Here is a 25,644-nt window from a genome sequence, read left to right as displayed (position 1 = left end):
ATTGACCGGTCGGTCAAGAAAGAAGGGTTTCATGACCACGCTCGACAGCACCCCGGCGCCGGTCCGGCCACGGCACGCCGTTCGACGTTCCTTCGCCCTGCTCGGCTCGCTCCAGGTCACGCTGATCTTCACTCTGGCCGCGATTGCCGTGCCGTTGCCGGAGATCGGTCGGCAATTCGGCCTGGGCCGGGACGACTTGGTGCTGCTGAGCGCCGCGTACGGGCTGACCTTCGCCGGGCTGCTGTTGTTGGGTGGACGGCTCGCCGACCGGTACGGCGGGCGCCGGACGCTGATCGCCGGGCTGCTGCTCTTCGCCGTGGCCTCCCTCGCCACACCCCTCGCTCCGGGGTACGGCACGCTGCTCGCGGCGCGGTTCGCGCAGGGCGCCGGCGCGGCCGTGATCGCCCCGGCCGCCATGGCCGTACTGCGCACGCTCTTCCCGGAGCCGTCCGCGTACCGGCGCGTGATGGCGACCTGGGGCGGCCTGTCGGTGCTCGGGGCCACGGCGGGGAATCTGCTCTCCGGTGTCATCTCCGCGCTGTCGTCCTGGCGTGGGGCCCTGGCCGTACCGGCGGCCGTCGCCGTCGTGGCGTTGTCGCTGGCGCCGCGGATGCTGCCCGGCGGCGGCGGGCCGAGGCGGAGCGGCCCGCTCGATACCCCGGGAGCCGTGCTGGCCACGGCTGGTCTCGTCGCGGCCAGTTATGGGCTCGTCCGCACCGACGCGTGGTCATGGGGCTCGGCCCGGGTGCTGGGCCCGCTGGCCGTCGGTGCGGTGCTGCTGGTCGTCTTCGCCGCCGTCGAACGCCGGGCGCGTGATCCGCTGTTGCCGCCGAGCTTCCTGCGGGACGGGCGGCGGATGTTCGGGCTCGCGGCCACCGCGCTCACCGCCGCCGGAACCAGCACCGTGTTCGTGCTGTTCTCGCTGCATCTGCAGGACGAACGCGGCTGGTCGGCGCTACGGACGTCGGCCGCGTTCCTGCCCTTCGCCGCCGCGCTCCTGGTCTCCGGCCGGGCGGCGGGGCGACTCGTGGGACGGTACGGGCCGGGTGCCGTCACCGGCGGCGGGCTGGCGCTCGGCGCGGCCGGGCTCGGACTGCTGGCGCTGACCGGGCTCGACGCCGATATCCCGTACGGCACCGGAATCCTGCCCGGTTTCGTGCTGCTGCCGGCCGGGGCCGCCGCCTCCTTCGCGGGAGCGGCCGTACTGGCCACCGACCGGGTGCCCGCCGGACGTACCGGACTGGCCGGCGGTGTCCACAACACGGCGATGGAGGTCGGGCCGACCGTCGTCTTCGCCGCGCTGCTCGCCGTCGGCGGCGACCGGGCGAGCCTGGCGGCCGCGGCGGGCCTGTTCACGGTGGCCGCGGTCGCGGCTCGCCTGTCCGGCCGACGCTGACCTCACTGTCGTACCAGTGCTTCAACTCCCCCTGTCGAAAGGAAACTGACACATGTCCAGCAATCGCTTCTCCGGTCGTGCCTTCCTCGTCAGCGGTGGCGGGTCCGGTATCGGCCGGGCCGTCGCTCTCGCGTTCGCCGCCGAGGGTGCCCGGGTGGTCGTGGCCGGGCGTGGGCGCGCGACGCTCGACGAGACCGTGGCGCTGGTGCGGCAGGCCGGTGGGACCGCCGTCGCCCAGGTCGCCGATGTGGCACGGGCCGACGAGGTCGAGGCGCTCGTCGACGCGGTCGTGGAGCGGTTCGGATCGCTCGATGTCGCCGTGAACAACGCCGGGGTCTTCCGGGGCGGGCCGCTCGCCGAGCTGGCCGAGGAGGACTGGCGGACGGTGCTCGATATCAACGTCACCGGCGTCTTCCTGGCCATGTCGGCCGAGATCCGGCGGATGCGGACGCAGGCCGGTGGCGGTGTGATCGTCAACGTCTCGTCGAACCTCGGGCGGCACAAGCAGGTGCCGGGTACCACGGCGTACTCGGCGACCAAGGCGGCCGTCACTTCGCTGACCCGCGGGGCCGCCCTGGAGTACATCGCGGACGGCGTGCGGATCAACGCGGTGAGCCCCGGTGCGTCCGACACGAGCATGTCGCTGCGTGCCGGGGAAACCGAGGCCGAGCGGGCCGCGCGGATGAAGGAGGAGTCGCCGCTGGGCCGCATCTCCACGACGGAGGAGGTGGCGCAGGCGGTGCTGTATCTGGCGTCGGACGCCGCCGGGTCCGTCGTGGGGACCGATCTGGTCATCGACGGCGGCGCCACGCTGTAGCAGCGGCACCCGTCGCGCCCGCCCCTGTACGGCACCCGTCGCGAACGCCCCTGTACGGCGCCCGCCGTCACGCCGCCGTCAGCGCCCCCAGCGGATCGTCCAGCACCGGCTGCCAGGCCAACTCCGCCGCCCCGACCAGGCTGTTGTGGTCCAGGGAGCAGGCGAGGATCGGCACTCCCCCGCTCTGCCCCCACAGGCTGCGGTCGGCGACCACCGCCCGCAGCCGCTCGGGATCGGCGTCCAGGAGGGTGCGGTGCAGGCCGCCCAGGATGATCCGGTCGGGGTTGAGGATGTTCACCAGACCGGCGAGTCCGAGGCCGAGGCGGTCGATGAGGGCCTCTGCGGCGGCGCGGACGGCGGGGTCGGCGTACTCGTGCCGGATCAGGTCGTTGGCCTGCTTCAGCAGGGACACCTCGGGGCCGGGGTCGTGGCCCGCCGTGGTGAGGAAGGCCAGCGGGTCGGCCTCGACGTCCAGGCAGCCGCGGCTGCCGCAGTGGCAGGGGCGGCCCTCGGGGTTGACGGTGAGGTGGCCGACCTCCAGCGCCAGGCCCGAACTGCCCGTGTGCAGCCGTCCGTCGAGCACCAGCGCACCGCCCACACCCCGGTGCCCGGTGGCCACGCACAGCAGGTCGCGGGCGCCCCGCCCGGCGCCGTGCCGGTGCTCGGCGAGCGCGGCGAGGTTGACGTCGTTGGCGGCGAACGCGGGCCCGGTGATCCCGGCCGCGCGCACGCACTCGGCGAAGATCTCCCGCACGGGCGCCCCCGCCGGCCACGCCAGGTGCAGCGGGTTCAGCGCCAGCCCGGCCGGTTCGGCGACCGCCGACGGCACCGCGAGCCCGGCACCCACGCAGCGCCGCCCGGTCTCGCGCAGCAGCTCGGCGCCCGCCTCCACCACCGACCCGAGGACCTTCGCCGGATCGGCGTCGACGGTCTCGCAGCCGGGCGCGGTGGCGACGATCCGCCCGCCGAGGCCGACCAGGGCGGCCCTGAACCCGTCGGCGTGCACCTGCGCGGCGAGCGCCACGGGGCCGTCCTCGGCGAGTTGCAGCCGGTGCGAGGGGCGGCCCTGGGACCCGGCGGCGGCACCCGGCCGGGCGTCGACGCGGATCAGGCCCAGCGCCTCCAGTTCCGCGGCGACCGCGCCGGCCGTGGCCCGGGTCACGCCGAGTTCGGCGGTGAGGACGGCGCGGGTCGGGGCGCGCCCGGTGTGCACGAGCTCCAACGCGGGCCCGAGCGCTCCGCGCCCCCGGTCCAACCGCGTTCTCGAGGTGGTCCCTTCCCCCGCCGCCCGGGGGTCCGCCTTGCCGCTCATGAAGGCGAGTCTCCCATGATCCGTTCGTCCGACGGCCGGGCGCCTACAAGCCGCTCACCCGCAGGGTGATGTTCAGCCGCCCGGTCAGTCCCAGCCAGTCCGGCGCCGTCCCCGGCTGCACCCGCGGCACCCCGTGGTAGGCGAGCCGCGACGGCCCACCGAAGACGAACAGGTCGCCGCTGCGCAGCTCGACGTCCGTGTAGGGGCGCGACCGGGTCTCGGTGTTGCCGAAGCGGAAGACGCAGGTGTCACCGAGGCTCAGGGACACCACCGGCGCGTCCGACTTCTCGTCGCTGTCGCGGTGCATGCCCATGCGGGCGTCTGAGTCGTAGAAATTGATCAGTGCGATGTCGTACGACGCTCCGGTCGCCGCCTCGGCACCGAGCGCGTCGGTCACCGCGCGTCGGCCGAGTTCGCCGAGCCAGGCCGGGAAGGGCTTCACCGGGGTGCCGTCGCCGTCGACGACCGTGCGGGCGTAGGCGTACGGGTACCAGTGCCAGCCCAGGCAGACCTGCCGCGCGGTCATGGTGCCGCCGCCCGGGGTGCGGACCGTGCGCAGCCCGGCGGGCGGACGCGCCCACTCCCGGCAGGCGCGCAGCAGCTCACGCTGACCGTCCCCGTCCAGCCAGTCCGGCACGTGCACGGCGCCGGGCGCGACCTGCGTACGGTCCCTGGGGAACAGCTCGGCGTCCATGCCCTCCATCCTCCCGCACGGCCGTGAGCTGGGGCTCAGCTAGCCTGGTCGGACGATGAACGACCGTATGACGACGCCCTGGGGCGAGTTTTCGCTGGCCCGTTTTCCCGAGGACCAGCGTGATCGCCTGCGCGCGTGGGACGCCTCCGACGAGTATCTGCTCAGGCACCTCGCCGACCAGGACGTGGTGCTGTCCGGCACGGTCGTGGTGCTCGGGGACCGCTGGGGCGCGCTGGTCACGGCGCTCGCGCAGCACGCGCCGGTGCAGATCACGGACTCGTACCTCGCCCAGGAGGCGACCCGGGTCAACCTCGCCCGGAACGGGATCGAGCCGGGCACCGTGTCGCTGCTCACCACGCAGGACGTGCCGCCCGAGCGAATCGACGTCCTCCTCGTACGTGTCCCGAAGAGCCTGGCGCTGCTGGAGGACCAGCTGCTGCGGCTGGCGCCCGCCGTGCACGAGGGCACGGTCGTCGTGGGCACCGGCATGGTGAAGGAGATCCACACCTCGACGCTGGATCTGTTCGAGCGGATCCTCGGCCCGACCCGCACCTCGCTCGCGGTCAAGAAGGCCCGGCTGATCTTCTGCACGCCGGATCCGTCGCTGGAGCGGCCCGCGAACCCGTGGCCGTACAGCTACACGCTGCCCGAGGGCATCGGCCCGGTGTCCGGGCGCATGGTCGTCAACCACGCGGGCGTGTTCTGCGCCGACCGGCTCGACATCGGCACGCGGTTCTTCCTCGCCCATCTGCCGCGGACGCGCGGGGAGCGCCGGGTGGTGGACCTGGGCTGCGGCAACGGTGTCGTCGGTACGGCGGTGGCGCTGGCCGATCCGGCCGCCGAGGTGCTGTTCGTGGACGAGTCGTTCCAGGCCGTGGCCTCGGCGGAGGCGACGTATCAGGCGAACGGGGTGCCCGGGCACGCCGAGTTCCGGGTCGGGGACGGGCTGGCCGGGGTGCCGTCGGGCAGCGTCGACCTGGTGCTGAACAACCCGCCGTTCCACTCGCACCAGGCGACGACCGACGCGACCGCGTGGCGGATGTTCACCGGGGCGCGGCGGGCGTTGCGGCCGGGCGGTGAGCTGTGGGTGATCGGAAACCGGCATCTCGGGTACCACGTGAAGCTGCGGCGGCTGTTCGGGAACAGCGAACTCGTGGCGAGCGATCCGAAGTTCGTGGTGCTGAAGGCCGTCAAGCGGTAGGGGGCGCGCCGAGCGTCCGCAGGATCTCCGCGACCGTCCGCACCATCGCCTCCCGGCCCACGCTGAGGTACTCGCGCGAGTCGACGGCCTCCGGGTGTGCGGCGAGGAAGTCCCTGATGGCGCCGGTCATGGCGATGTTGAGGGCGGTGCCGACGTTGACCTTGGCGATGCCGCCCGCGACCGCCGCCGTCAGTTCCTCGTCCGGGACTCCGGAGGAGCCGTGCAGGACGAGGGGGACGTCCAGGGTGCCGGAGAGGCGTTTGAGGAGGGCGTGGTCGAGGGTGGCGGTGCGGGTGGTCATGGCGTGGCTGCTGCCGACGGCGACGGCCAGCGCGTCCACCGCCGTGTCCGCGACGAAGGCCCGGGCCTGGTCGGGGTCGGTACGCGCGCCGGGCGCGTGGGCGTCCAGCGGCGGCCGTCCGTCCTTGCCGCCGACCTGTCCCAACTCCGCCTCGATCCACAGCCCTTGGGCGTGCGCCCAGTCGGCGGCGGCACGGGTCGCGGCGCGGTTCTCGGCGTAGGGCAGGCGCGCGGCGTCGTACATGACGGAGCTGAACCCGGCATCCGGCGCCTGCCGGAGCAGGCTGTCGCTCTGGACGTGGTCGAGGTGCAACGCAACAGGTACAGCGGCCCGTTCGGCAGCGGCGACGGCGGCGCGGGCGAGCGGGAGCAGGCGCCCGTAGCGGAACTTGACGGCATTCTCGCTGACTTGGAGGACGACGGGGCTCCGGACGGACTCGGCGCCGGCGATGACGGCCTCGACGTGTTCCAACGTGATGATGTTGAAGGCGGCGACGGCAGAGCGGGCCTCGACGGCCCGCGTGACAAGCTCGCCGGTGGTCACGAGGGGCACGACTTCTCCTTGCTGGTGCGGCTGAGAGGATCACGTGGGCACGGGGCTCGGCTTCGCCCTTGCGGGCGCGGCTCGGAGGATCACGGGGTCACGGGGGCTCGGTTCCGCCCTTGCGGACGCGGCTCGGAGGATCACGGGGTCACGGGGGCTCGCTTCCGCCCTTGCGGACGCGGCTCCGGGACCACGCGGGTAGGGCGGCGGAACGGCCTCTTCTTCCGGACACGGCTCACGGACAGGACGGGCACAGGGGCGGCGGCGCTTCCATGCGGGCACGGCTCACGGACCACCCGGCACGGGGACCGAACCCCCGCCTTGCCGACGCGGCTCACGGCCCAGCCGGGCACAGGGGCGGTAGCCGTTTCCATGCGGACGCGGCTCACGGACCACCCGGCACAAGGACGGAAGCCCGCCTTGCCGACGCGGCTCACGGCCCAGCCGGGCACAGGGGCGGTAGCCCTTTCCGTGCGAACGCGGCTCACGGACCACCCGGCACAGGGACGGAACGGCACTGCCTTGCGGACGCGGCGCAGAAGACCTCGCGGCCACCGGCGCTCAGCCTCCCCCCGCGGACGCGGCACAGACGACGACCCGGCCACAGGGGCCCAGCCCCCCTCGCGGACGCCGCGCAGAAGACCACACGGCCACCGGCGCTCACCTTCCCCTCACGGCCGCGACTCAGAGGATCACCGACCGCGTCAGATGGCGAGGCCGGTCGGCGTCCAGCCCGTGGGCTGTTGCCACCGCGACGGCCAGGCGCTGGGCGCGGATCAGTTCGGCGAGCGGGTCGAGGCCGCCCGACACCCACTGTCCGCCCGTGGACCGCACCTGTTCGGCGAGTCCCTCGGGCGCGGGGCCGAGCATCCAGGTCGCGGTGCCCTGGGTGGTAATGCTCAGGGGGCCGTGCCGGTACTCCATCGCCGGGTAGGACTCCGTCCACGCCTGGGCCGCCTCGCGCATCTTCAGGGCAGCCTCGTGGGCGAGTCCCACGGTCCAGCCGGTGCCGAGGAAGGTGAACTGGCCGCAGTCCACCAGCCCTTCGGGCAGGTCGGCGTCCAGCGCGGTGCGGGCGTCCGTGACCACGGCGTCGGCGTGCAGGCCCAGGTGGGCGCGGAGCAGGGTGAGCGCGGTGGTGGCGAAGCGGGTCTGTACGACCGACCGCTCGTCGGCGAAGCCGAGTACGACCACGTCGTCGGCGGCGTCCATGACCGGCGTGTGCGGGTCGGCGGTGATCGCGGAGGTGCGGGTGCGTCCGTTCACCTTCCGGAGCAGGTCGAGCACCTCCGTGGTGGTGCCGGAGCGGCTCAGAGCGAGGACCCGGTCGTAGGCGCGGCCGTACGGGAACTCCGAGGCGGCGAAGGCGTCCGTCTCGCCCTGCCCGGCACCCTCGCGCAGAGCCGCGGCCGACTGCGCCATGAAGTACGAGGTGCCGCAGCCGACGATCGCGACCCGCTCCCCCGGCGTCGGCAGCGCCCCACGGTGCTCCGGCGCGAGCGCCGCGGCCCGGGTCCAGCACTCCGGCTGGCTGTGCAGCTCATCCTCGACATGCATCATGCCGTGCCCTCCCCGCAAAAGCAAATGATTGTTCCTGCAAGATACAGCGCACTTTCGCGCAGGATCAAGCAATCCGGCCCGGAGGGAGGTGCGCTAGGGTCACGGGACGAACACGGATGGAGGTGCGGATGTCGCGGGACGCCCGCTGGAAGGCGCTGCTGGAACTGCTCGTCGAGCGCGGCCGACTGGACGTCGAGGAGGCCGCCGCCGAGCTGGAGGTCTCGGCCGCGACGATCCGCCGGGACTTCGACCGGCTCGCCGAGCAGCAGATGCTCGTCCGCACTCGTGGCGGCGCGGTCGTGCACGGAGTGTCGTACGAGCTGCCGCTGCGCTACAAGACCGCCCGCCGCGCCTCCGAGAAGCAGCGCATCGCCCAGGCGGTCGCCGACCTCATCGCACCCGGCGAGGCGGTCGGGCTGACCGGCGGCACGACCACCACCGAGGTGGCGCGGGCCCTGGCCGTGCGCGGCGACCTCGCGTCCGGCTCACCCGCGCTGACCGTCGTCACGAACGCGCTGAACATCGCCAACGAGCTGGCCGTGCGACCCCAGTTCAAGATCGTGGTAACGGGTGGGGTCGCGCGGGCACAGTCGTACGAACTCATCGGGCCGCTCGCGGACGGTGTGCTGAGCCAGATCACGCTGGACGTGGCGGTGCTCGGGGTCGTCGCCCTCGACGTCGTGGACGGGGCGACGGCACACGACGAGGCGGAGGCCGCGATCAACCGGCTGCTGTGCGAGCGCGCCGAGCGGGTGGTCGTCGCGGCCGACTCCAGCAAGCTGGGGCGCCGTGCCTTCGCCCGGATCTGCGGCACCGAGCTGGTGGACACGCTGGTCACGGACACGGCGGTGGAGGAGGAGACGGTGCGGCGGTTCGAGGAGGCGGGCGTGGCGGTGATCACGGTCTGACCGACCCCCTCGGCACACCCGGACCACCTGGTCCACCTGGTCCACCTGGTCCACCTCGTCCATCGGACCTTCCCTCCACCCCGCCCACCTGTTCGATCCCGCCTAAGCTGGAACCTCGCGGTAGGGGCCGGCCAGGGAGGCGGCGATGGTCGAAACACCGAGCGGCAGGGCGTCCGGGCGCTCCCGGTATCTGCCGATCGCCGAGCACGGCCTGATCGGCGATCTGCGCAGCGTTGCCCTGGTGGGCACCGACGGCACGATCGACTGGTACTGCTGCGGCGCGTTCGACGCGCCGAGCGTGTTCGCGTCGATCCTGGACGCCGAGCGCGGCGGCTGTTTCGAGCTGGCGGCGGTTGTGCCCGCGCGGACCAAGCAGTTCTACTTCCCCGACACCAACGTCCTGATCACCCGTTTCTTCACCGAGGACGGCGTCGGCGAGGTGCAGGACTTCATGCCGGTCAGCGGCGCGCCCCTGGAGGCCGAACGGCACCGGCTGATCCGGCGGGTGCTGTGCGTCCGTGGTTCCATCCCGTTCCGCGCGCGAGTGGCGCCCCGGTTCGACTACGGCGCCCAGCCGCACACCCTGCGCATGGCCGACGACGTGGCCGTCTTCGAGTCCCCCAAGCTGTCGCTGGGACTCACCGCCACGGTCCCCCTGGAGGCCGACGAGCTCGACGCACGCGCCGACTTCAAGCTCGCCGAGGGCGAGTCGGCGGTGTTCGCGCTGGACCAGGTCGGCGGCGACGTGGCGCCGCGCTGCTGCCCGCACATGGAGGCGGAGCACCAGTTCGCGGCGACGGTGGCGTACTGGCGGCGCTGGCTGTCCGCGTCCAAGTACCGGGGCCGGTGGCGGGAGATGGTGCACCGCTCCGCGCTCACCCTGAAGCTGCTCACCTATGCGCCGACCGGCGCGATCGTGGCCGCGCCTACCACGAGCCTGCCCGAGAAGTTCGGCGGCGAGCGCAACTGGGACTACCGGTACGTGTGGGTGCGCGACGCCGCCTTCTGCGTGTACGCCCTGCTGCGGCTGGGCTTCACCGGCGAGGCCGCCGAGTTCATGAAGTTCGTGACCCGGCACATCAGTCCGGGCGACGGCAAACCGTCGGGCCCGCTGCAGATCATGTACGGCATCGACGGCCGTACCGACCTGCCCGAGCGGGAACTCACCTATCTGGAGGGGCATGAGGGCTCGGCGCCGGTGCGGATCGGCAACGGCGCTGCCGAGCAGCTCCAGCTCGACATCTACGGGGCGCTCATCGACTCCATCTACCTGTACGACAAGTGGGCGGAGCCGATCTCCAGCGACCAGTGGGACGACGTGTGCGAGCTGGTCGACTGGGTGTGCGAGAACTGGGACCAGCCGGACGAGGGCATCTGGGAGACCCGCGGCGGCCGCAAGAACTTCCTGTACTCGCGGCTGATGTGCTGGGTGGCGATCGAACGCGCCATCCGGATGGCCAACCGGCGCGGTCTGCCCGCCGACATCGTCCGGTGGCGGGGCGTCCGCGACACGATCTACCGGCGGATCATGAGCCGCGGCTGGTCCGAGCGGCGGCAGGCGTTCGTCCAGCACGAGGACGACGAGGTGCTCGACGCGGCGGTGCTGATGATGCCGCTGACGAAGTTCATCGCCCCCACCGACCCCAAGTGGCTGTCCACGCTGGATGCCCTCACCAACGATCTGGTGTCCGACTCGCTGGTCTACCGCTACGACCCCGTGGCCAGCCCCGACGGACTGCACGGCGACGAGGGCACGTTCTCGATCTGCTCGTTCTGGTACGTCGAGGCCATGGTGCACGCCCGTCGGGTGGACGAGGCGCGGCTGGCGTTCGAGAAGATGCTCACCTACGCCAACCATCTCGGCCTGTACGCCGAGGAGATCAGCCACACCGGCGAGCAGCAGGGCAACTTCCCGCAGGCGTTCACGCATCTGGCGCTGATCAGCGCCGCGTTCAACCTGGACCGGGCCCTCGGCTGACCGGCCGGGCACGCGGCTCGGCCGGTCAACGAGGTAGCGGCCAGGGTCAGTCGCGGAAGATCAACGCGTCACCCACGGCCCGCTCGGTGCTGCCACTCGGCCGGTTCACCAGCTCGCCCCGGACGGACATGGTGGTGGAGCCGCCACCGTCGAGGTTGACCGCGTCGTGCAGGCCCAGCGCGTGGGCGACGGCGGCGGTCTCGTCCATGGTGGTGCCGACGCTGCTCGTCATCCGGCCGTCGATGGTCGCGAGGACGATCCGGCCGTCCTGCGTCGTACCGGCGACGGTGCGGGGGTTGCGGGCGAAGAAGCTGCCCGAACCGTCCGGCACGACGATCTGGCCGTCGGCGGTCAGCCGGTAGCGGCCGTTGACTCCGGACAGGCTCTTGCGCAGCGGGAGCCGGTCGCCCTTCTCGTCGACGAGGACGGAGGTCGTCCGCAGGCAGTCCTTGCCCGCCACCTGCACCAGGGTGGCCGCCTCACGGCCGGTCGCCTGGAGTGAGGTCTGACCGGCGGTCAGCTCGGTGCCCCGGGTCGTCGAGGTGCGGACCACACAGCCACGCCGGTCGAGGACCACCTCGACACCGGCGCCGGACGGCGTGGCCGCGGCGAACTCCGGTGTGAAACGGACGACATCGCCGGGCTCGGTGCACTCGGTCTGGTCCGCGAGCGCCGCACAGCCGGCGGGGACGACCGGCGGGTGGTTGAGGAACTCCAGCGGCAGGCTCGCCCCGGTCTTGCGGTTCTGCACGCTGCCGGACCAGCTCAGCTTGCCCATGAGGACCCGGTCGCTGCGGGAGTCCACGACGAAGTTGACCTCGGCGGGGTCACTGGTCGGCTCGCTGAGCAGCTTGCCGCCGTACAGGCCGAGTCCGACCGGGTCGCCCGGGTACTGACGGTTGGCGGTGAAGGTGAAGAACGAGCCGTTGACGCCCACGAGTGCCTCGGTGGCGCGGACGAGGTCGGTGGTCTTCTCGGTGCGGGCGAGATCGGGGCCGTAGGTGGCCGTCAGGTGGCCGCGGGTCTTGCGCGGGTCGATGGTCAGGACGTTGACCACCCAGGGGCCGCGGGTCGTGGTGTCGATCTGGTCGGCCGGGGCGGGCTCGGTGCCCCGGACGATCCGGGTGAGGGTGACGCCGGCGGCCAGGGTCTGGCTGGTACGGGTCTCCGCCAGATCGGGGTCGCCCAGGGGCAGGCCCGGGTCGGCGGCGGCGGCCTGCCCGGAAGGGGCGGCCAGGAGTGCCAGCGCCGCGGCGGTGGCCGCGACGGCACGCGACAGTCCGGCTCTGTACGAGGTCGTTGTCATGCCCGCGAGGGTCCGAGCCGCAGGCAACAGGCACCGTTGCGCGAGTTGGCGACACAGCACCGCCCGAGTTAACAACGGCCCGCAGGGCAAGGCAAGTTGCCCGGCAGGTGCGGCCACGGGGAACGGGATGTTTCCGGCCGGTGACGCCGACGTGCCGTCAGGTTCCGGCCGCCAGCCGCGCCGTCGTCTCCGTGAGGGACACGGTGAAGGGGTGCCGGGGCTCGCTGAGCACCTGCTCGGCCGGTCCCTGTTCGACGAGTTCGCCCGCGTCCAGGACGGCGATGCGGTGGGCCAGGCGGGCGGTGTCCAGGTCGTGGGTGATGAGGACGAGGGAGAGGTCGTCGCGGTCTCTCAGCAGACCGGCCAGGACGTCGAGGATGCCGCGGCGGGTGACCGTGTCGAGGCCGGAGGTGATCTCGTCGCAGATCAGGACCCGGGGGTGGGCGAGCAGGGCGCGGGCGAGGGCGGCGCGCTGGAGTTCGCCGCCGGAGAGCCGTGCGGGGTGACGGCCGGCCAGTTCCTCCGGCAGGCCGAGACGGGTGAGCGTGGTGAGTGCCTCCGCCCGAGCGGTCCGCTCGTCGACGCCGCGCAGGCGTACGGCCGTACGGGCGACTTGGGCGAGGACGGGCCGGTACTCGTCGAAGGCGGAGCGGGCGTCCTGGAAGACGTACTGCACCGCCGCCAGTTGTTCACGGTCACGTTGCCGCAGGCTGCGCGGCAGGGCGCGGCCGTCGAGCCGGATCTCTCCGCTGTGGTCGCGGTGGAGTCCCGCCAGACAGCGGGCCAGGGTGGTCTTGCCGCTGCCGGAACGGCCTACGACGGCCAGACACTCACCCGCGCGCAGGGTGAGCTCCGGGACACGGACCGCCACCGTGGCACCACGGCTCCCGTCCCGGTGACGGGCGGTCAAGTCCTGTACCCGCAGCAGTGTCCCTGCGTCGTCCGACACGGTCTCGTCCTTGGCCACCGGTGCCTGCGCGTCCAGCAGCCGCCGCGTCCACTCGTGCCGCGGCGCCACCCACAGCCGCTCGGGCGGGCCCGACTCGACGACCTGCCCCGCGCGCATGACCAGCACGTCGTCGGCGAGGGCGCGAACGACATCGAGATCGTGACTGAGCAGCACCACGGCGATGCCCTGCGCCGCGACCGCCGAGAGTTCGTCGACGATCCGGCTCTTGGTCAGCGCGTCCTGACCGGTGGTGGGTTCGTCCGCGACGATGACACGGGCGCCGAGCAGGAGCGCCTGGGCGAGGACGACGCGCTGCTGCTGGCCGCCGGACAACTGGTGCGGATAGCGGCCCAGCAGGGCTTCGCCGTCCGGGAGTTGCGCGTCGGCGAGCGCTCGCAGGACGTGTGCGCGGGCCGCCGCCTTCCGCTCACGGCGGTGCAGATGCCGTACCCGGTCGCGGGCGATGTCGTAAAGGAGCGCCGAGACGCGGCGGGCGGGGTTGAGTACGGCCGCCGGATGCTGGGGCACATAGCCGACGCCCGCCGGTGCGCGCACGTCACCGGTGACCCGGGCGCCCGGCGGGTACTCCCCGAGCAGCGCGAGGCCGGTCGTGGTCTTGCCGCTGCCGGAGGCGCCGACCAGGGCGGTCACCTTGCCGGGCAGGACCCGCAGGTCGACGCCGTCGACGATGGCCCTGCCGTCGATCTCGACGCGCAGGTTCGTGATCTCCGCGACGGGGTCCGGTTGTGTCAGCTCGTCGTTCACGGCCGTCGTTCCTTCTGTGTACTGCGCTTGTCCAGTGCGGCGTCGAAGAGCAGGTTGCTGCCCGTCGTCAGGGCGACGATCAGCAGGGCGGGCACCACGACGGCCCAGGGCTGCACGGCGAGCCCGGTGCGGTTGCGGTCGACCATGACCGCCCAGTCGGCGGCGTCCGGCGCGACGCCCACGCCGAGGAAGGCGGCCGTCGCCACCAGGTAGAGCACGCCGGTGAGGCGGACGCCCGCGTCGGCGGCGAGGGTGCGCAGGGTGGCGCGGCCGACGTAGCCGACGGCCATCCGCCACCAGGTCTCGCCCTGCATGCGCAGCGCCTCGACGGCGGGCCGCGCGGCGACCTCCGCGGCGGCCGCGCGGACGATCCTGGCGGCGTCCGGGATGTTGACCACCGCGACGAGCAGCGCCAGTCCGACCGCGCCGGGCTCGAACACCGACGCCACCAGCAGGATCAGCAGCAGCGACGGCACGGCGAGCAGCACGTCCAGGGGCCGCATCAGGAGTTCCTCCAGCCAGCGCCGGTGTGTGAGGGCGCTGAGCAGGCCGAGGGGCACGGCGACGGCGTACGCCAGGGCGGTGGCCGCGAGCGCGGTCAGCACCACCGGGCGACCGCCGTGCAGCACCTGCTGCCAGACGTCCCGTCCGACGAAGTCGGTGCCGAGCCAGTGCCCGTCCCCGAGCGCGAAGGACATCCCACGCGGGTCGGGTTCGCCCGCGAACAGCGGCCCGAGCAGGGCGAGTACGAGGGGTACGCCGATGACGACCCCACCCAGCACGAATCGGAACCTCACGCGGCCACCCCCGCACGCGGCGCGAACCTGTGGGCGACCAGGTCGGCACCGAGGTTCAGTACGACGGTCAGGACACCGAAGACGACGGCGAGTCCCTGCACGACCGGCACGTCCCGTTCGGCGACGGCGTTGAGCAGGACCGTTCCCAGTCCCGGGATCACGAAGAGGGCCTCCACGACGATGACGCCGCACAGCAGCCAGTCGACAGTGCGGGCGAGTTGCTGCGCGGCCGGGGCGAGGGCGTTGGTCAGGGCGTGCGCGTAGCGGACGCGGGCGCCTGTGATGCCGTAGCGGCGGGCGTGCACCGCGTACGGCGCCGCCAGGGCGTCGACCATACCCGCCCGCACCAGACGGGCCAGCGAGCAGACGGGCCGGGAGAGCAGCACCAGCACCGGCAGCACCAGCGCGGCCGGATGGGCGAGCAGGTCGGTGCCGTAACCGACGGCGGTGGGCGGCAGCCAGCCCAGCTGCAGCGCCAGCACGCTGACCAGCAGCACGCCCAGCGCGAACTCCGGGACGGCGTACACGGCGAGCGTCACCGAGCTGACCAGCCGGTCGATCAGCCGCCCCGCGTGCTGGGCGGCCAGCACGCCGAGGCCGAAACCGAGCGGCACCAGCAGGACGACGGTGAGCGCGGCCAGCAGGAGGGTGGGGCCGAAACCGTCGGCGATGTACTGACTGACCGGCCGGCCGGAGGCCAGCGACGTGCCGAAGTCGCCGTGCAGCAGGCCCGCCGCCCAGTCGGCCAGCCGCTCGTACGCCGGCCGGTCCAGCTGCATGGCCTCCCGGATCGCCGCGATACGCGCCGGGTCGGGCTGGTCGCCGGCCAGGGCGACCGCGGCGTCGCCCGGCAGCGCCTCGGTGAGCGCGAAGACCAGCAGCACCACGGCCACGGTCTGCGCGACGCCGAGGAGCAGCCGCCGGGCGACGAAGGAGCGCAGTCCGCTCACGCGATCCACACCTTGTCGAACCGCGCCCAGTCGAGGGTGTTGGCGGGCGCGTCCCGCTCAACGCCCTTCACCTTGCGGGCCGTTCCGAGGATCCAGTCGGCGAAGCCCCACACCAGGAAACCGCCCTCGGTGTACAGGCGGCGCTGCATGCGCTCGTACACCGCCGCCCGTTCGGTCTTGTCCCGGGTGGACTGGGCCTGCTGGTAGAGCGCGTCGAAGTCCTTGTACTGCCACTTGGTCGCGTTGGTCGTCGAGTCGGTTAGCAGCCGCTGGGAGATGTGCGCCTCGATGGGCATGGCGCCGGAGCGGTAGCAGGCGAGGGTGCCGGAGTCGAGGATGTCGCTCCAGTACGAGTCCTTGCTGCCCATCTTCACCTCGATGGTGACGCCCGCCTTCTTCGCCTGGTCGCGGAAGATGCTCGCCGCCTCCGTGAACCCGGCGGCGACGGCCGAGGTGTCCAGGGTGACCTTCAGGTTCTCGGCGCCGGCCTGCTTGAGCAGGGTGCGGGCCTGGTCGAGGTCCTGCTCACGCTGCGGGAGACCGTCGGCGTAGTACTCGTAGCCCTTGCCGAACAGGTCGTTGCCGACCTCCCCCGCCCCGGACAGCGCGCCGTCGACGAGTTCCTTGCGGTCGGCGATGAGGAAGAAGGCCTGGCGGACCCGCTTGTCGTCGAAGGGCGGCCGGTCGGTCTTCATCACGAACGCCTGCATGGCGCTGTTGCGCAGCCGGACGATCTCGATCTGGCCCTGGTTCTCGTGGGCGCGGGCGGTGGTGGGGTTGAGTTCGTGGGCGTACTCGACCTGACCGCCGAGCAGGGCGTTGACGCGGGCTGACTCCTCGTTGGCGATGACGAACTCCAGCTCGTCGAGGTACGGGGCGCCTTCCCAGTAGTCGTCGTAGCGGCGGACCACGGCCGAGCGGCCGGGGGTGAAGGACACGAACCGGAAGGGGCCGGAGCCGATCGGCTTCTTGTCGAAGTCGGAGGCGTTCTCGGGCACGATGTACGCGCCGAACGCGGCCAGGACGTTGGGGAATTCGGCGGTCGGCCGCTTGAGCACGAACTCGATGCGCCGCTCGCCGGTGGCGCGGCTGGCGTCGAGGTCGATGGGCTCAAGGGACGCCTTGGCGCGGAAGGCCTGCTTCGGGTCGGCGATCCGGCGGTAGCTGTAGAGCACGTCGGCGGCGGTGACCGGCTTGCCGTCGTGGAAGGTGGCCTCGCGCAGGGTGACCTGCCAGCGGTCGAGGGTCTTGTTGGCCTCCCACTTGGTGGCGAGGCGGGGTTCGGCGGCCAGGTCGGGCCCGTAGTCGGCGAGCTTGTCGAACAGCGCCTTGGCGCGGGCCGCGTCCACGAAGAGGTTGGCCAGGTGCGGGTCGAGGGTTTCGCTGGCACCGCCCCCGGCGAAGGCGGCACGCAGCCGTCCGCCGCGCTTGGGTTTGCCGTCGCCCTCGCTCGCGGCCGGGCCGTCGGAGGATCCGCAGCCGGTGAGGGCGAGGGCGCCGAGGGAGGCGGCGCCGGTGGCGGCGAGGAAGCCGCGGCGGCGCAGGCCTGGGAAGCGTTCGTCGTGCATGAGGGTTCCTTGGGGAGAGAGAGGGATGGGTCAGTGGGGGGTGGTGAGGCGCGCGACGACGTGCAGCCGGTCGGCGTCGGTGGTCGCGCCGGGCAACTGGCCCTCGTGCCAGGGAGGTTCGGTGCGCGGTCCCGGGCCGTCGTACAGCGCGAGCACCTCGAAACCGTGCGCGGCCAGCACGTACCGCAGCTCCTGCGGGAAGAGCAGCCGCCAGGCGGAGCGCTGCTCCACGGGCGCCGATCCGTCGTCAGCGGTCCATGTCCTGACCCGGCGCAGGAGCTGGGCCGTGCGGTCCACGGTGAGGGTGGTGGTGGACCGGTACTGCGTGCCGCGCCAGGTGAAGGAGTTGAGCTTCGGCGTATCGAGCAGGTCGGTACGGCCCAGGAAGTAGGCACCGTTGCGCATCTCCGCGACCAGCAGACCACCCGGGGCGAGAGCCTGGCGGCACGAGGTCAGGAAGCCGTCGAGCTGGTCGTTGGTGTGGCAGTACAGCAGCGCGCTGTCCAGGCACACCACCGCGTCGAACGCACCCCGGCCCAGATCGAAGCCGTGCAGGTCCGCGCGGACGTACGCGGGCCCGGGGTGGTGCGCGCGGGCGTGCGCGAGCATCGCCTCGGAGAGGTCCGCGCCGGTCACCCGGCGCCCGGCGGCGTGCAGATGGGCGGCGTCGCGCCCGGTGCCGCAGCCCATGTCCAGGACGCGGGGTCCGGCGCCGTACCGCCGCAGGCAGTCCTCGGTCCAGCGCCCGGCCAGCCGGTCGGGGTCGGGGAAGCGGGCCTCGTACAGCTCGGGGTTGTCGGTGAGGAGGTTGGCGGCAGTGGTCATCGGGGCTCCTCAGGCCGGGGCCGGTACGGCCGTCTGCGACGGGGTCGGCAGTGCGTTCCGGCGGTGCAGCAGGGCCACGCCGAGCGCGGAGGCCAGTCCGAACAGGGCGCAGCACGCCCAGGGCAGCCACGGGGCGCCGTCCTCCCCGGTGTCCATGGCCCAGCCGACGACGGTGTTGCCGAGGGCGGCGGCGATGCCGGAGACGACGTAGAAGATCCCGTAGTAGGTGCCGGTCAGCTCGGGGCGGCCGAAGCCGGGGATCAGCTCCATGACGAACGGGGAGGCGATCATGATGCCGACGTAGAGCATCAGCGTGCCGAGCAGGAGCGGTACGGCGTCCAGGAGCCCGGCGGAGCCGGTGCCCGCCACGGTGGCCGGCGGCAGGAAGGCCAGGCCCATCAGCGACAGGCCGGTGCCGATCCAACGGGCCCTGCTGCCACGCTGCTTCAAGGCGCGGGTCACGCGCAGTTGCAGGGTGAGGTTGGTGAGGGTGCCGATGAGGAAGACCAGACCGGCCGCGCCGTCCCAGCCGGTGGCCTGGCGGGCGCCGGACGGCAGCAGCAGGTAGAGCTGGTTCTCCAGGGTGAACATGCCGACCATGGCCAGCGCGAACGCCAGGAACGCGCGGTTGCCGACGACCTCCCGCCAGTCGGCGAGCACCCCGCCCTTGCTCGGCTCGACCCGCCGCGCCGGCAGGACCAGCGCCTGCGCGACCGTGAGGACCGCGAAGATCGCGGCAGCGGTCAGGGCGGATGTGCGGAAGTCGACGAGCAGGAGCACGCTGCCGAGCAGGGGGCCGATCAGCGCGCCGGTCGTGGCGAACACGTTGAACAGCGCGAACGCCTCCGCCTTGCGCTCCCCCGACTCCTGCGCGAGATAGGCCCGCACGGCGGGGTTGAACAGCGCTCCCGCCAGTCCGCTCAGCACGGACGCGGCGAGCAGTACGGCCAGCCCGTCGCCGAGCGCGAACAGCCCGAACCCGACGGTCCGCAGCGCGCACCCGGCGATGATCACGCCCCGCGCCCCGAGCCGGTCGGAGGCGGAGCCGCCGATGATGAACAGGCCCTGCTGGCTGAGGTTGCGCACGCCGAGGACGATGCCGACGACGGCCGCCGACATGCCGAGGTTCTCGGTGAGGTGGGTGGCGAGATAGGGGATGAGGAGGTAGAAGCCGGTGTTGACGCCGAGCTGGTTGACCAGCAGGAGGCGTACGGCGAGCGGGAACCGACGTATCTCGTGCCATGTCTTCACGCCGCCGCCTCCTCGACGCCGAGCCCGGGAAGGTCGCTTGCGCGGACGAAGCCGTCGGCGCCGCCGATCCCGGTCCACGGGTCGTGCGCGAGCAGCAGATGCCCGTCGAGGTCGGCCCAGCGGGCGCGGTCGGCGAGGTGGACGGCGGGGGCGAGGCCAAGGGTGCTGGCGGTGAGGCAGCCGAGCATCAGCGCGGTGCCGCTGCCCTCGATGGCCTCGGCGATGCGCAGCGCCGCGTGGACGCCGCCGCACTTCGCGAGCTTGACGTTGACACCGTGCACGCGCCCGGCGAGGCGGCGGGCGTCGTCGAGGCTCACGGCGTCCTCGTCTGCGATGACCGGCAGCGGGGAGCGCTCGGCGAGGGCGCCCAGCGTGTCCGGGTCGCCGGGGGCGAGGGGCTGTTCGACGGCTTCGACGCCGAGGTCGGCCAACCGGGGCAGCAGGGCGTCGGCCTGCGCCGGTGTCCAGGCCCCGTTGGGGTCCAGGAGCAGCCGGGCGCGCGGCGCGGCGTCGCGGATGACGCGGACGCGCTCGATGTCGTCCTCGGGGTCGGGGGTGCCCGCCTTGACCTTGATGACCTCGAAACCGGCGGCGGCCAGGCGCCGGGCCTCGGCGGCGGCGTGCAGGGGCGCGCAGATGCCGATGGTGCGGGCGGTCGCGGCCACGGGCGCGGCAGCGGCGCCGAGTAGGCGGTGGACGGGGCTGGCCGCGCGCTTGCCGACGAGGTCGAGGAGCGCGGCCTCGACGGCGGCGGTGACAGCAGGCGGACAGTCACCGGCCAGCTCCCCTGCTCGCAGCGCCTCAAGGGCGCCCTCCGGATCGGCGAAGCGGTGCAGGTCGACGGCCGCGAGGAGGCGTCCGAGGGTGTCGGTGTCGAGGCCGTAGTACACGCTGGTGACGGCCTCTCCATGGCCGTACAGCCCGTCGTGTTCGATGGTCAGCCATACGGCGTCGCGTGCGGACATGGTGGAGCGGGAGATGCGCAGCGGCTCGGTGAGGTCGAGGCGTACAGTGCGCTGGGTGGCCTTCAGCCGGGTGGCCTTCACTTGTGTACTTCCGGGGAGTCGAGCGGATCGGTGACACGGGTGCAGCGCACCCATCCGGTGGCCTCGGCGGCGCGCGGGTGCGCGATCTCGACGGGGCGCCGGGCCGCGCCGGCGGGGTCGATGCCGTGCGCGGTGGTGAAGTCGTCGTCGAAGACCGTGGCGAGGTAGCGGTGCGGGCCGTCGGGGAAGACGGTGGCGACCACCGCGCCCGGGTGGACGCGGGCCGCCCAGGCGGCGACGAGCGCGACCGCGCCGGTGCTCCAGCCGCCGGTGACGAAGCTGCCTCGGGCGAGCCTGCGGCAGCTGTCCACCGCCTCGGCGGGGCCGACCCAGTGCACCTCGTCGAAGGCGTCGTAGGCGACGTTGCGCGGATGGATGCTGCTGCCCAGGCCGCGCATCAGCCGGGGCCGGGCGGGCTGGCCGAAGATCGTCGATCCGGTGGCGTCGACGCCGATCAGCCGCAGGGCGGGCCAGTGGCGGCGCAGCGGGCCGATGATCCCGGCGCTGTGGCCGCCGGTGCCGACGCTGCACACCAGGACGTCCAGATGATCGAGCTGGACGGCGAGTTCGGCGGCGAGCGAAGCGTAACCGGCGGTGTTGTCCGGGTTGTTGTACTGGTCCGGCCAGTACGCGTCGGGCAGATCGGCGAGCAGCTCGCGCAGCCGGGCGAGGCGGGCCGCCTGCCAGCCGCCCTGCGGGGCGGGCCGGTCGACGATCTCCAACCGCACGCCGTGGGCGCGCAGCAGCTGCCGCATGGACGGCTCCAGTTCGCTGTCGCCGACCAGGACCACGGGGTGGCCGAGGGCCTGTCCGGCGAAGGCGAGCCCGAGGCCGAGCGTCCCGGACGTCGACTCCACGACCGGCGCGCCGGGCCGCAGCTCACCGCGCTCGCGGGCGCCGAGCAGCATCGACACGGCGGCCCGCGCCTTCATCCCGCCCGCCGCGAGCCCTTCGAGTTTGGCCCAGAAACCGGGGTGCGGGCCGGCCAGTTCGGTGCCGATCCGGACGATCGGCGTACGGCCGAGGAGGTCGAGCAGCTCGGGGCGTGCCGGGGCGCGTACGGCGGTGGTGGTCATCGGTCGCCCTCGCGGTAGCGGTGGATGATGCCGGGCCCGCCGTCCAGCCAGAAGAAGGGGTACGGCTCCGCGCACACCGCGCTCACGCCGTGGCCGAGGAAGCGGGGCAGGACGGCGCTGCCGGTCTGGGCGAACATCACGAGCTGCTTGCCGTGCCGCAGCGCGTGCCGGCGCAGCGGGTCGAAGGTGCCATTGCCGAGGGTCATACCGGAGACGAGCAGCGCGTCGCAGCGGTCGGCGGCGGCGAGGGCGTCGGTGACGACCGGTTCGTCCCACTCGGTGACACCGCCCTTGAGGTCGCAGGGCAGGTAGCCGATCCCACGTGCACGCAGCGCCTCCAGCAGCGAGTTGACGACACCGACGACCAGCACGGTCGCCCCGGCGGGCACATCGAGCAGCTCGACGACGGCACGCGCGCGGGCCCGTGACTTCTCCAGCGAGGACCCGGCGGGCAAGCGCACCGAGTCCGCCCCGTGGTCCGGCGTGTGCGGGGTGACGTGCATCAGATAGGCGTCCAGGGCGGCCACGCGCACCGGCAGCAGCGGGTGGTCCAGGAGCCGGGCCACGTCGGCGCCCACACAGTCGTCGAGGGCGCTCTCGGGCAGTGCCCCGGGTTCCACGGCGCAGGAACCGACGGCCTCGGCGAGGCGCAGGCTGAGGACCTCGTTGCGGTAGCCGGTGCCGCGTCCGGAGTGCCGTACGGCCTGCCGGGTGGTGAAGGCGACGGCGATGCGCTGGGTGGCGGGGTCGGGGCCGAGTTCTCCGGCCCGGACGCGGTCCACGAGGTCGGCCGGCGTCCGATACGTCGCCATGTCGACGGTCATCGGATCACCAACCCGGCGCGCAGCCCGGCCAGCAGGGCCTCGACGCGGTCGCGGGCACCGGGCCCCTCGGCGTCGCCGGCCATGACGTGCCCGAGGTACTCGTTGTTGCTGCCGGCAGCCTTCACGGGCTTGCCGGGCTCGGCGAGCTGGACCTCCAACACGCCAGGCGTGTCCTGGAGTTCGGTGCCGTCGAGGGCTTCGAGGGTGCCCGCGGTGTGCGGTACGAGGAAGCCGATGGCGGCGCTGCGCAGACCAGTGTCGGTGCGGCGCAGGTCGGGGGTGCGGCCGAGGGCGACGTCGACGAAGGCGGCGGCGAGGTCGATGCCGGTGACGTGGCGGACCAGCTCGGTGATGCGGTTGCCCGCGGGGCGCGGGTTGACCTCGACGACGCGCGGCCCGGCGGACGTCAGCTTGACCTCGGTGTGCGCGACCACGCCGTCGGTCAGACCGAGCGCCTTCAGGGCGCCCAGCGCGGTCTGCTCGGCGGCCTCGGTGTCGGCGGGGCTGAGGGCGGCCGGGAACATGTGGCCGGTCTCGATGAAGGCGGGCGCGCCGCCGATGCTCTTGTCGGTCACGCCGACCACGTGCACCGCGCCCCCGTGCGAGACGGTCTCGACGCTCACCTCGGGCCCGTCCAGCAGTTCCTCCAGGAGCACGACGGGGGCCCGCCGCTGTCCGCGCGCGTTGACCGGGAAGCCGGCCAGCGCCCGGAAGGCGGCGGCGAGTTCCGCCTCGTCGTCCACGCGCCGTACGTACATGCCCGCGCACAGGTCGACGGGCTTGACGACCAGCGGATAGCCGATCTCCCGTGCGGCCCGTGCGATGTCCGCCCACTCCTCGTGGACGGCGAAGCGCGGCTGGGGCAGCCCGGCGTCGGCGAGGATGCGGCGGGTGGCGTCCTTGCGGCAGGCGTTCTCGACCGCTTCCGGGCCGGGCCCGGGCAGGCCGAGGCGGCCGGCGATCCGGGCCGCCGTCGGCAGGTAGTAGTCGCAGGACGTGAGCACGCCGTCGAAGCCCAGCACCGCGTGCAGCCGTTCGACCTCGGGCAGCAGGGCCTGGAGGTCGTTGGTGTCGGCGGTGACGATGTTGCGGGCGCCCAGCAGCGGATGCGCGGTCCCCTCCGGCGCCGACCGCAGATAGTGGTGCAGGTCGCGTGTGAGGAACGTGAACTCGTGACCGCCCTCCCGAATCGCACGCGGCAGCAGCCTGCTCATCGAGCCGACCCAGCTCTCGACCACCAACAGATGACCCACAACTCCCCTTTTCAAGCGCGTAGTTCAGACCTCGGCGCAGCCCGACGGGGGCCCCTGCTCGGGCAGGGCGCCGGGTTGTGCGCAGGCCACGCTAGCGATAATGATTCCCATTGTCATCTGATCATCAGGCAATTTTCCGGAGTGCCCGTGCCTCTTCCCCCACGCCGCACCGGCCTGCTGTGCGCCCTCGCGGCCGCCGCCGCGACCCTCGTCCCCGCGAACCCGGCACCAGCCGCCCCCAGCCCCACGCTCCGCTTCGGCGCCTGCCCCGACTCCATACCCACCCCTCCCGCACCGGACCGCGTCGAGTGCGGCAGCATCGCCGTACCGCTCGACTGGGACCGCCCGCAGGGACGGCGTATCAAGATCGCCGTCTCCCGTGTCCCCGCCTCGGGCACGCCCGCCGAGCGGCGCGGAATCCTGCTGGTCAACCCGGGCGGACCGGGCGGCTCCGGACTGCCGTACGCGGTGACGAAGCGGGCCAAACTCCCCGAGAGCGTGCGGCGTTCGTACGACGTCATCGGCTTCGACCCGCGCGGCGTCGGCCACAGCGCCCCCGCCGACTGCGGTCCGATGGGCGGCCTCTTCGACAGCCCGGGCGCGGACCCGGTGCCGATGGGTCCGACGGCGGAACGCGCGTACCTCGCCTCGCTCCGGGACATGGCCGACGATTGTGCAGCGGGCGCGGCCGGTGTACTGCCGTATCTGTCGACCGAGCAGACCGCGCACGACATGGACGCGATACGGGCCTCGCTCGGTGAGCCGTCGACGAGCTTCCTGGGGGTGTCGTACGGCAGTTATCTCGGCGCGGCGTACGCGGCCCTGTTCCCGCACCGGGTGGGCCGTCTGGTCCTCGACAGCGTAGTCGGCCCGTGGAGTTGGTACGACTTCGATGTCGTCCAGAGCCGGGCGCTGCTGCGGCAGCGCGACCGCTTCTACGCGTGGACGGCCGCGCACGCGGACCGCTTCGGGCTGGGCGGTCGTACGGCGGACGTCCGCGCGGCCTATCTGCGGGTGCGGCGTGGGCTGGCGGAGCGGCCGGTGGAGGGTTTCGGTGCGGCGGAGTTCGACCGGGCGGTGTACCGCGCCCTGGGCCGCACGGAACGCTGGACGGGGCTGGCCGACGGTCTGCGCGCCTACCTGCGGGACGGCACGGTGACGGACCTGCGCCCGGCCTCACCCTTCGACAGCGCGGCCTCGCGCAACTACGAGGCGGCGAACCGCATCGTCAAGTGCGCCGACGGGCCCGCACCCACACCGAACCGCATCCTGACGGACATCCGCCGCACCCGCCGCATCGACCCCCAGCCGGTCCTGACCGGCATGGAGGCGTCGACGTGCGCCTACTGGCGCCATCGCCCCGCTCACCGCACCCCGCTCGGCAGCCCGGATGCGCCTCCGCTGCTGCTGGTGGCCTCGGCGCACGACCCGGTCACGCCCATCGCGGGCGCGCGGGAACTGCGTCGACTGCTGCCGGGCTCACGGCTGGTAACGCTGGAGAACGACTACTCGCACGGCGTGTTCGCGAGCCGGGGGAACGCGTGCGTGGACGACACGGTGGCGGCGTATCTGATCGACGGGACGGTTCCGGCGGGGGATGTGCGGTGTGCGGGGCCGGGACTGCCGGAGCCGTCGGGACGATGACAGGCCGTCACCCATACGACGGACACATGTGAAAACGGTTTTCATCTAGCTGCTAGGGTGACGCACACGTCGGCCGGAGCAAGCGCGAGAAAACAGGAGAGACCCCCGTGAGCAACACCCAGCACCGCGACTACACCGTGCGCCCCGCGACCCCGGCCGACGTGGAGGGCGCGCGTCGCGTCATGCTCGACACCTTCTACCGGGAGTTCGGGTACGGGTACGTACCCCAGTGGCACCGGGATGTGATGGACATCGAGGGCACGTACCTGGACGACCCCCGCCATCTGCTCCTGGTCGCGGTGCGGGACGGCGAGGTCGTCGCCACGACCGGCGTACGGTCGGCGGGGCCCGCCCATCCGCCGCACCCGCTCTGGCTCGCCGAGCAGTACCCCTCGGGCAGCACGGCCCAACTGGTCCGTGTCTACGTCAGTCCCGAGCACCGGCGGCGCGGGCTCGCCGGCACACTGGTCGACGCCGCCTGCGACTTCGTCGCCGGCACGCCCGGGTACGAGCGCATCTATCTCCACACCAACACCAACGTCGATGGCTCGGAGGCCTTCTGGCGCAGCCTGGCCAAGGAGATCTTCGACGCCCGGACCACGGGTGAACACGGTCCGGGCGTCGCGACGGTGCACTTCGAGATCCCGATGCCGCCCGGCGGGCCGAGGTAGCCCGCGGGG

At 72.9% G+C, this 25,644-nt stretch carries 22 protein-coding genes; 7 read left to right on the top strand and 15 right to left on the bottom strand.

The features are described 5' to 3' along the window. Position 1 precedes the first annotated feature (1 nt). Complete coding sequence (locus SSP24_RS14025; RefSeq protein ID WP_268255089.1) at positions 2 to 1,396, top strand: MFS transporter; 1,395 nt, start codon at positions 2 to 4, stop codon at positions 1,394 to 1,396. Between the two features lie 52 nt (positions 1,397 to 1,448). Continuing rightward, entirely contained in the window at positions 1,449 to 2,213 is a 765-nt protein-coding gene (locus tag SSP24_RS14020; protein WP_141309845.1) for an SDR family NAD(P)-dependent oxidoreductase, read from the top strand. A 67-nt stretch (positions 2,214 to 2,280) separates the two neighbouring features. Here SSP24_RS14020 and SSP24_RS14015 read toward each other — a convergent pair whose 3' ends face one another. Both SSP24_RS14015 and SSP24_RS14010 read right to left on the bottom strand, forming a co-directional pair. Further along, a complete protein-coding gene (locus SSP24_RS14015) occupies positions 2,281 to 3,525 on the bottom strand; it encodes an ROK family protein (RefSeq protein WP_141309844.1) in 1,245 nt (414 codons plus the stop codon). A 43-nt stretch (positions 3,526 to 3,568) separates the two neighbouring features. Continuing rightward, a complete protein-coding gene (locus tag SSP24_RS14010) occupies positions 3,569 to 4,219 on the bottom strand; it encodes an alpha-ketoglutarate-dependent dioxygenase AlkB family protein (protein ID WP_141309843.1) in 651 nt (216 codons plus the stop codon). Positions 4,220 to 4,286: 67 nt separating this feature from the next. Between SSP24_RS14010 and SSP24_RS14005 the strand changes: the two genes are divergently transcribed. Beyond that, positions 4,287 to 5,420: a methyltransferase gene (locus SSP24_RS14005; RefSeq protein WP_141309936.1), complete on the top strand. Its 1,134-nt coding sequence runs from the start codon at positions 4,287 to 4,289 to the stop codon at positions 5,418 to 5,420. Here SSP24_RS14005 and SSP24_RS14000 read toward each other — a convergent pair. Both SSP24_RS14000 and SSP24_RS13995 read right to left on the bottom strand, forming a co-directional pair. Then, on the bottom strand, positions 5,410 to 6,273 hold the full coding sequence (locus tag SSP24_RS14000; RefSeq protein WP_141309842.1) for a class II fructose-bisphosphate aldolase: 864 nt from the start codon (positions 6,271 to 6,273) through the stop codon (positions 5,410 to 5,412). The genes SSP24_RS14005 and SSP24_RS14000 overlap by 11 nt on opposite strands. Positions 6,274 to 6,948: 675 nt before the next feature. Further along, positions 6,949 to 7,824: an SIS domain-containing protein gene (locus SSP24_RS13995; RefSeq protein ID WP_141309841.1), complete on the bottom strand. Its 876-nt coding sequence runs from the start codon at positions 7,822 to 7,824 to the stop codon at positions 6,949 to 6,951. A 128-nt stretch (positions 7,825 to 7,952) separates the two neighbouring features. On the opposite strand from SSP24_RS13995, the gene SSP24_RS13990 reads away from it, so the two are divergent. Together SSP24_RS13990 and SSP24_RS13985 are read left to right on the top strand one after the other, a co-directional pair. Beyond that, positions 7,953 to 8,732 carry a DeoR/GlpR family DNA-binding transcription regulator gene (locus SSP24_RS13990; protein WP_141309840.1) on the top strand — a complete coding sequence of 260 codons (780 nt, stop codon included), beginning with the start codon at positions 7,953 to 7,955 and terminating at the stop codon, positions 8,730 to 8,732. 145 nt (positions 8,733 to 8,877) lie between these two features. Further along, positions 8,878 to 10,710 (top strand): glycoside hydrolase family 15 protein, encoded by a 1,833-nt coding sequence (locus tag SSP24_RS13985; protein WP_141309839.1) that lies wholly within the window; start codon positions 8,878 to 8,880, stop codon positions 10,708 to 10,710. 46 nt (positions 10,711 to 10,756) lie between these two features. On the opposite strand, the gene SSP24_RS13980 is transcribed toward SSP24_RS13985, so the two are convergent. The 11 genes from SSP24_RS13980 to SSP24_RS13930 all read right to left on the bottom strand — a co-directional run bounded on the left by SSP24_RS13980 (position 10,757) and on the right by SSP24_RS13930 (position 23,320). After that, the gene (locus SSP24_RS13980; protein ID WP_141309838.1) at positions 10,757 to 12,016 is read right to left on the bottom strand and encodes a phosphodiester glycosidase family protein; all 1,260 of its coding nucleotides are present in this window, start codon (positions 12,014 to 12,016) and stop codon (positions 10,757 to 10,759) included. A 157-nt stretch (positions 12,017 to 12,173) separates the two neighbouring features. Further along, complete coding sequence (locus tag SSP24_RS13975; protein WP_141309837.1) at positions 12,174 to 13,730, bottom strand: ABC transporter ATP-binding protein; 1,557 nt, start codon at positions 13,728 to 13,730, stop codon at positions 12,174 to 12,176. Beyond that, positions 13,727 to 14,527, bottom strand: a complete 801-nt coding sequence (locus tag SSP24_RS13970) for an ABC transporter permease (RefSeq protein ID WP_141309836.1) — start codon at positions 14,525 to 14,527, stop codon at positions 13,727 to 13,729. Before SSP24_RS13970 ends, SSP24_RS13975 begins: the two co-directional genes overlap by 4 nt. After that, positions 14,524 to 15,477, bottom strand: a complete 954-nt coding sequence (locus SSP24_RS13965) for an ABC transporter permease (protein WP_141309835.1) — start codon at positions 15,475 to 15,477, stop codon at positions 14,524 to 14,526. The genes SSP24_RS13970 and SSP24_RS13965 overlap by 4 nt, the downstream gene beginning before the upstream one ends. Next, the gene (locus tag SSP24_RS13960; RefSeq protein ID WP_141309834.1) at positions 15,474 to 17,045 is read right to left on the bottom strand and encodes an ABC transporter substrate-binding protein; all 1,572 of its coding nucleotides are present in this window, start codon (positions 17,043 to 17,045) and stop codon (positions 15,474 to 15,476) included. The genes SSP24_RS13965 and SSP24_RS13960 overlap by 4 nt, the downstream gene beginning before the upstream one ends. Before the next feature lie 30 nt (positions 17,046 to 17,075). Next, on the bottom strand, positions 17,076 to 17,870 hold the full coding sequence (locus SSP24_RS13955; protein ID WP_141309833.1) for a class I SAM-dependent methyltransferase: 795 nt from the start codon (positions 17,868 to 17,870) through the stop codon (positions 17,076 to 17,078). A 9-nt stretch (positions 17,871 to 17,879) separates the two neighbouring features. After that, positions 17,880 to 19,121 (bottom strand): MFS transporter, encoded by a 1,242-nt coding sequence (locus SSP24_RS13950; protein ID WP_141309832.1) that lies wholly within the window; start codon positions 19,119 to 19,121, stop codon positions 17,880 to 17,882. Beyond that, positions 19,118 to 20,152, bottom strand: a complete 1,035-nt coding sequence (locus SSP24_RS13945; protein ID WP_141309935.1) for a dipeptide epimerase — start codon at positions 20,150 to 20,152, stop codon at positions 19,118 to 19,120. The genes SSP24_RS13950 and SSP24_RS13945 overlap by 4 nt, the downstream gene beginning before the upstream one ends. A gap of 11 nt (positions 20,153 to 20,163) precedes the next feature. Further along, positions 20,164 to 21,243: a PLP-dependent cysteine synthase family protein gene (locus SSP24_RS13940; protein WP_141309831.1), complete on the bottom strand. Its 1,080-nt coding sequence runs from the start codon at positions 21,241 to 21,243 to the stop codon at positions 20,164 to 20,166. Beyond that, positions 21,240 to 22,067 carry a Rossmann-like domain-containing protein gene (locus SSP24_RS13935; protein WP_141309830.1) on the bottom strand — a complete coding sequence of 276 codons (828 nt, stop codon included), beginning with the start codon at positions 22,065 to 22,067 and terminating at the stop codon, positions 21,240 to 21,242. The genes SSP24_RS13940 and SSP24_RS13935 overlap by 4 nt, the downstream gene beginning before the upstream one ends. Continuing rightward, positions 22,064 to 23,320 (bottom strand): ATP-grasp domain-containing protein, encoded by a 1,257-nt coding sequence (locus tag SSP24_RS13930; RefSeq protein ID WP_174864645.1) that lies wholly within the window; start codon positions 23,318 to 23,320, stop codon positions 22,064 to 22,066. The genes SSP24_RS13935 and SSP24_RS13930 overlap by 4 nt, the downstream gene beginning before the upstream one ends. 147 nt (positions 23,321 to 23,467) lie before the next feature. Here SSP24_RS13930 and SSP24_RS13925 point away from each other — a divergent pair, with 147 nt between their 5' ends. Both SSP24_RS13925 and SSP24_RS13920 read left to right on the top strand, forming a co-directional pair. Beyond that, entirely contained in the window at positions 23,468 to 24,964 is a 1,497-nt protein-coding gene (locus tag SSP24_RS13925; RefSeq protein WP_229865351.1) for an alpha/beta hydrolase, read from the top strand. A 182-nt stretch (positions 24,965 to 25,146) separates the two neighbouring features. Further along, the gene (locus SSP24_RS13920) at positions 25,147 to 25,635 is read left to right on the top strand and encodes a GNAT family N-acetyltransferase (RefSeq protein WP_141309933.1); all 489 of its coding nucleotides are present in this window, start codon (positions 25,147 to 25,149) and stop codon (positions 25,633 to 25,635) included. Positions 25,636 to 25,644: the final 9 nt, after the last annotated feature.

This window comes from Streptomyces spinoverrucosus, assembly GCF_006539505.1.
Taxonomy (GTDB): Bacteria; Actinomycetota; Actinomycetes; order Streptomycetales; family Streptomycetaceae; genus Streptomyces; species Streptomyces spinoverrucosus.
This window is presented reverse-complemented; position numbering and strand designations above follow the sequence as displayed.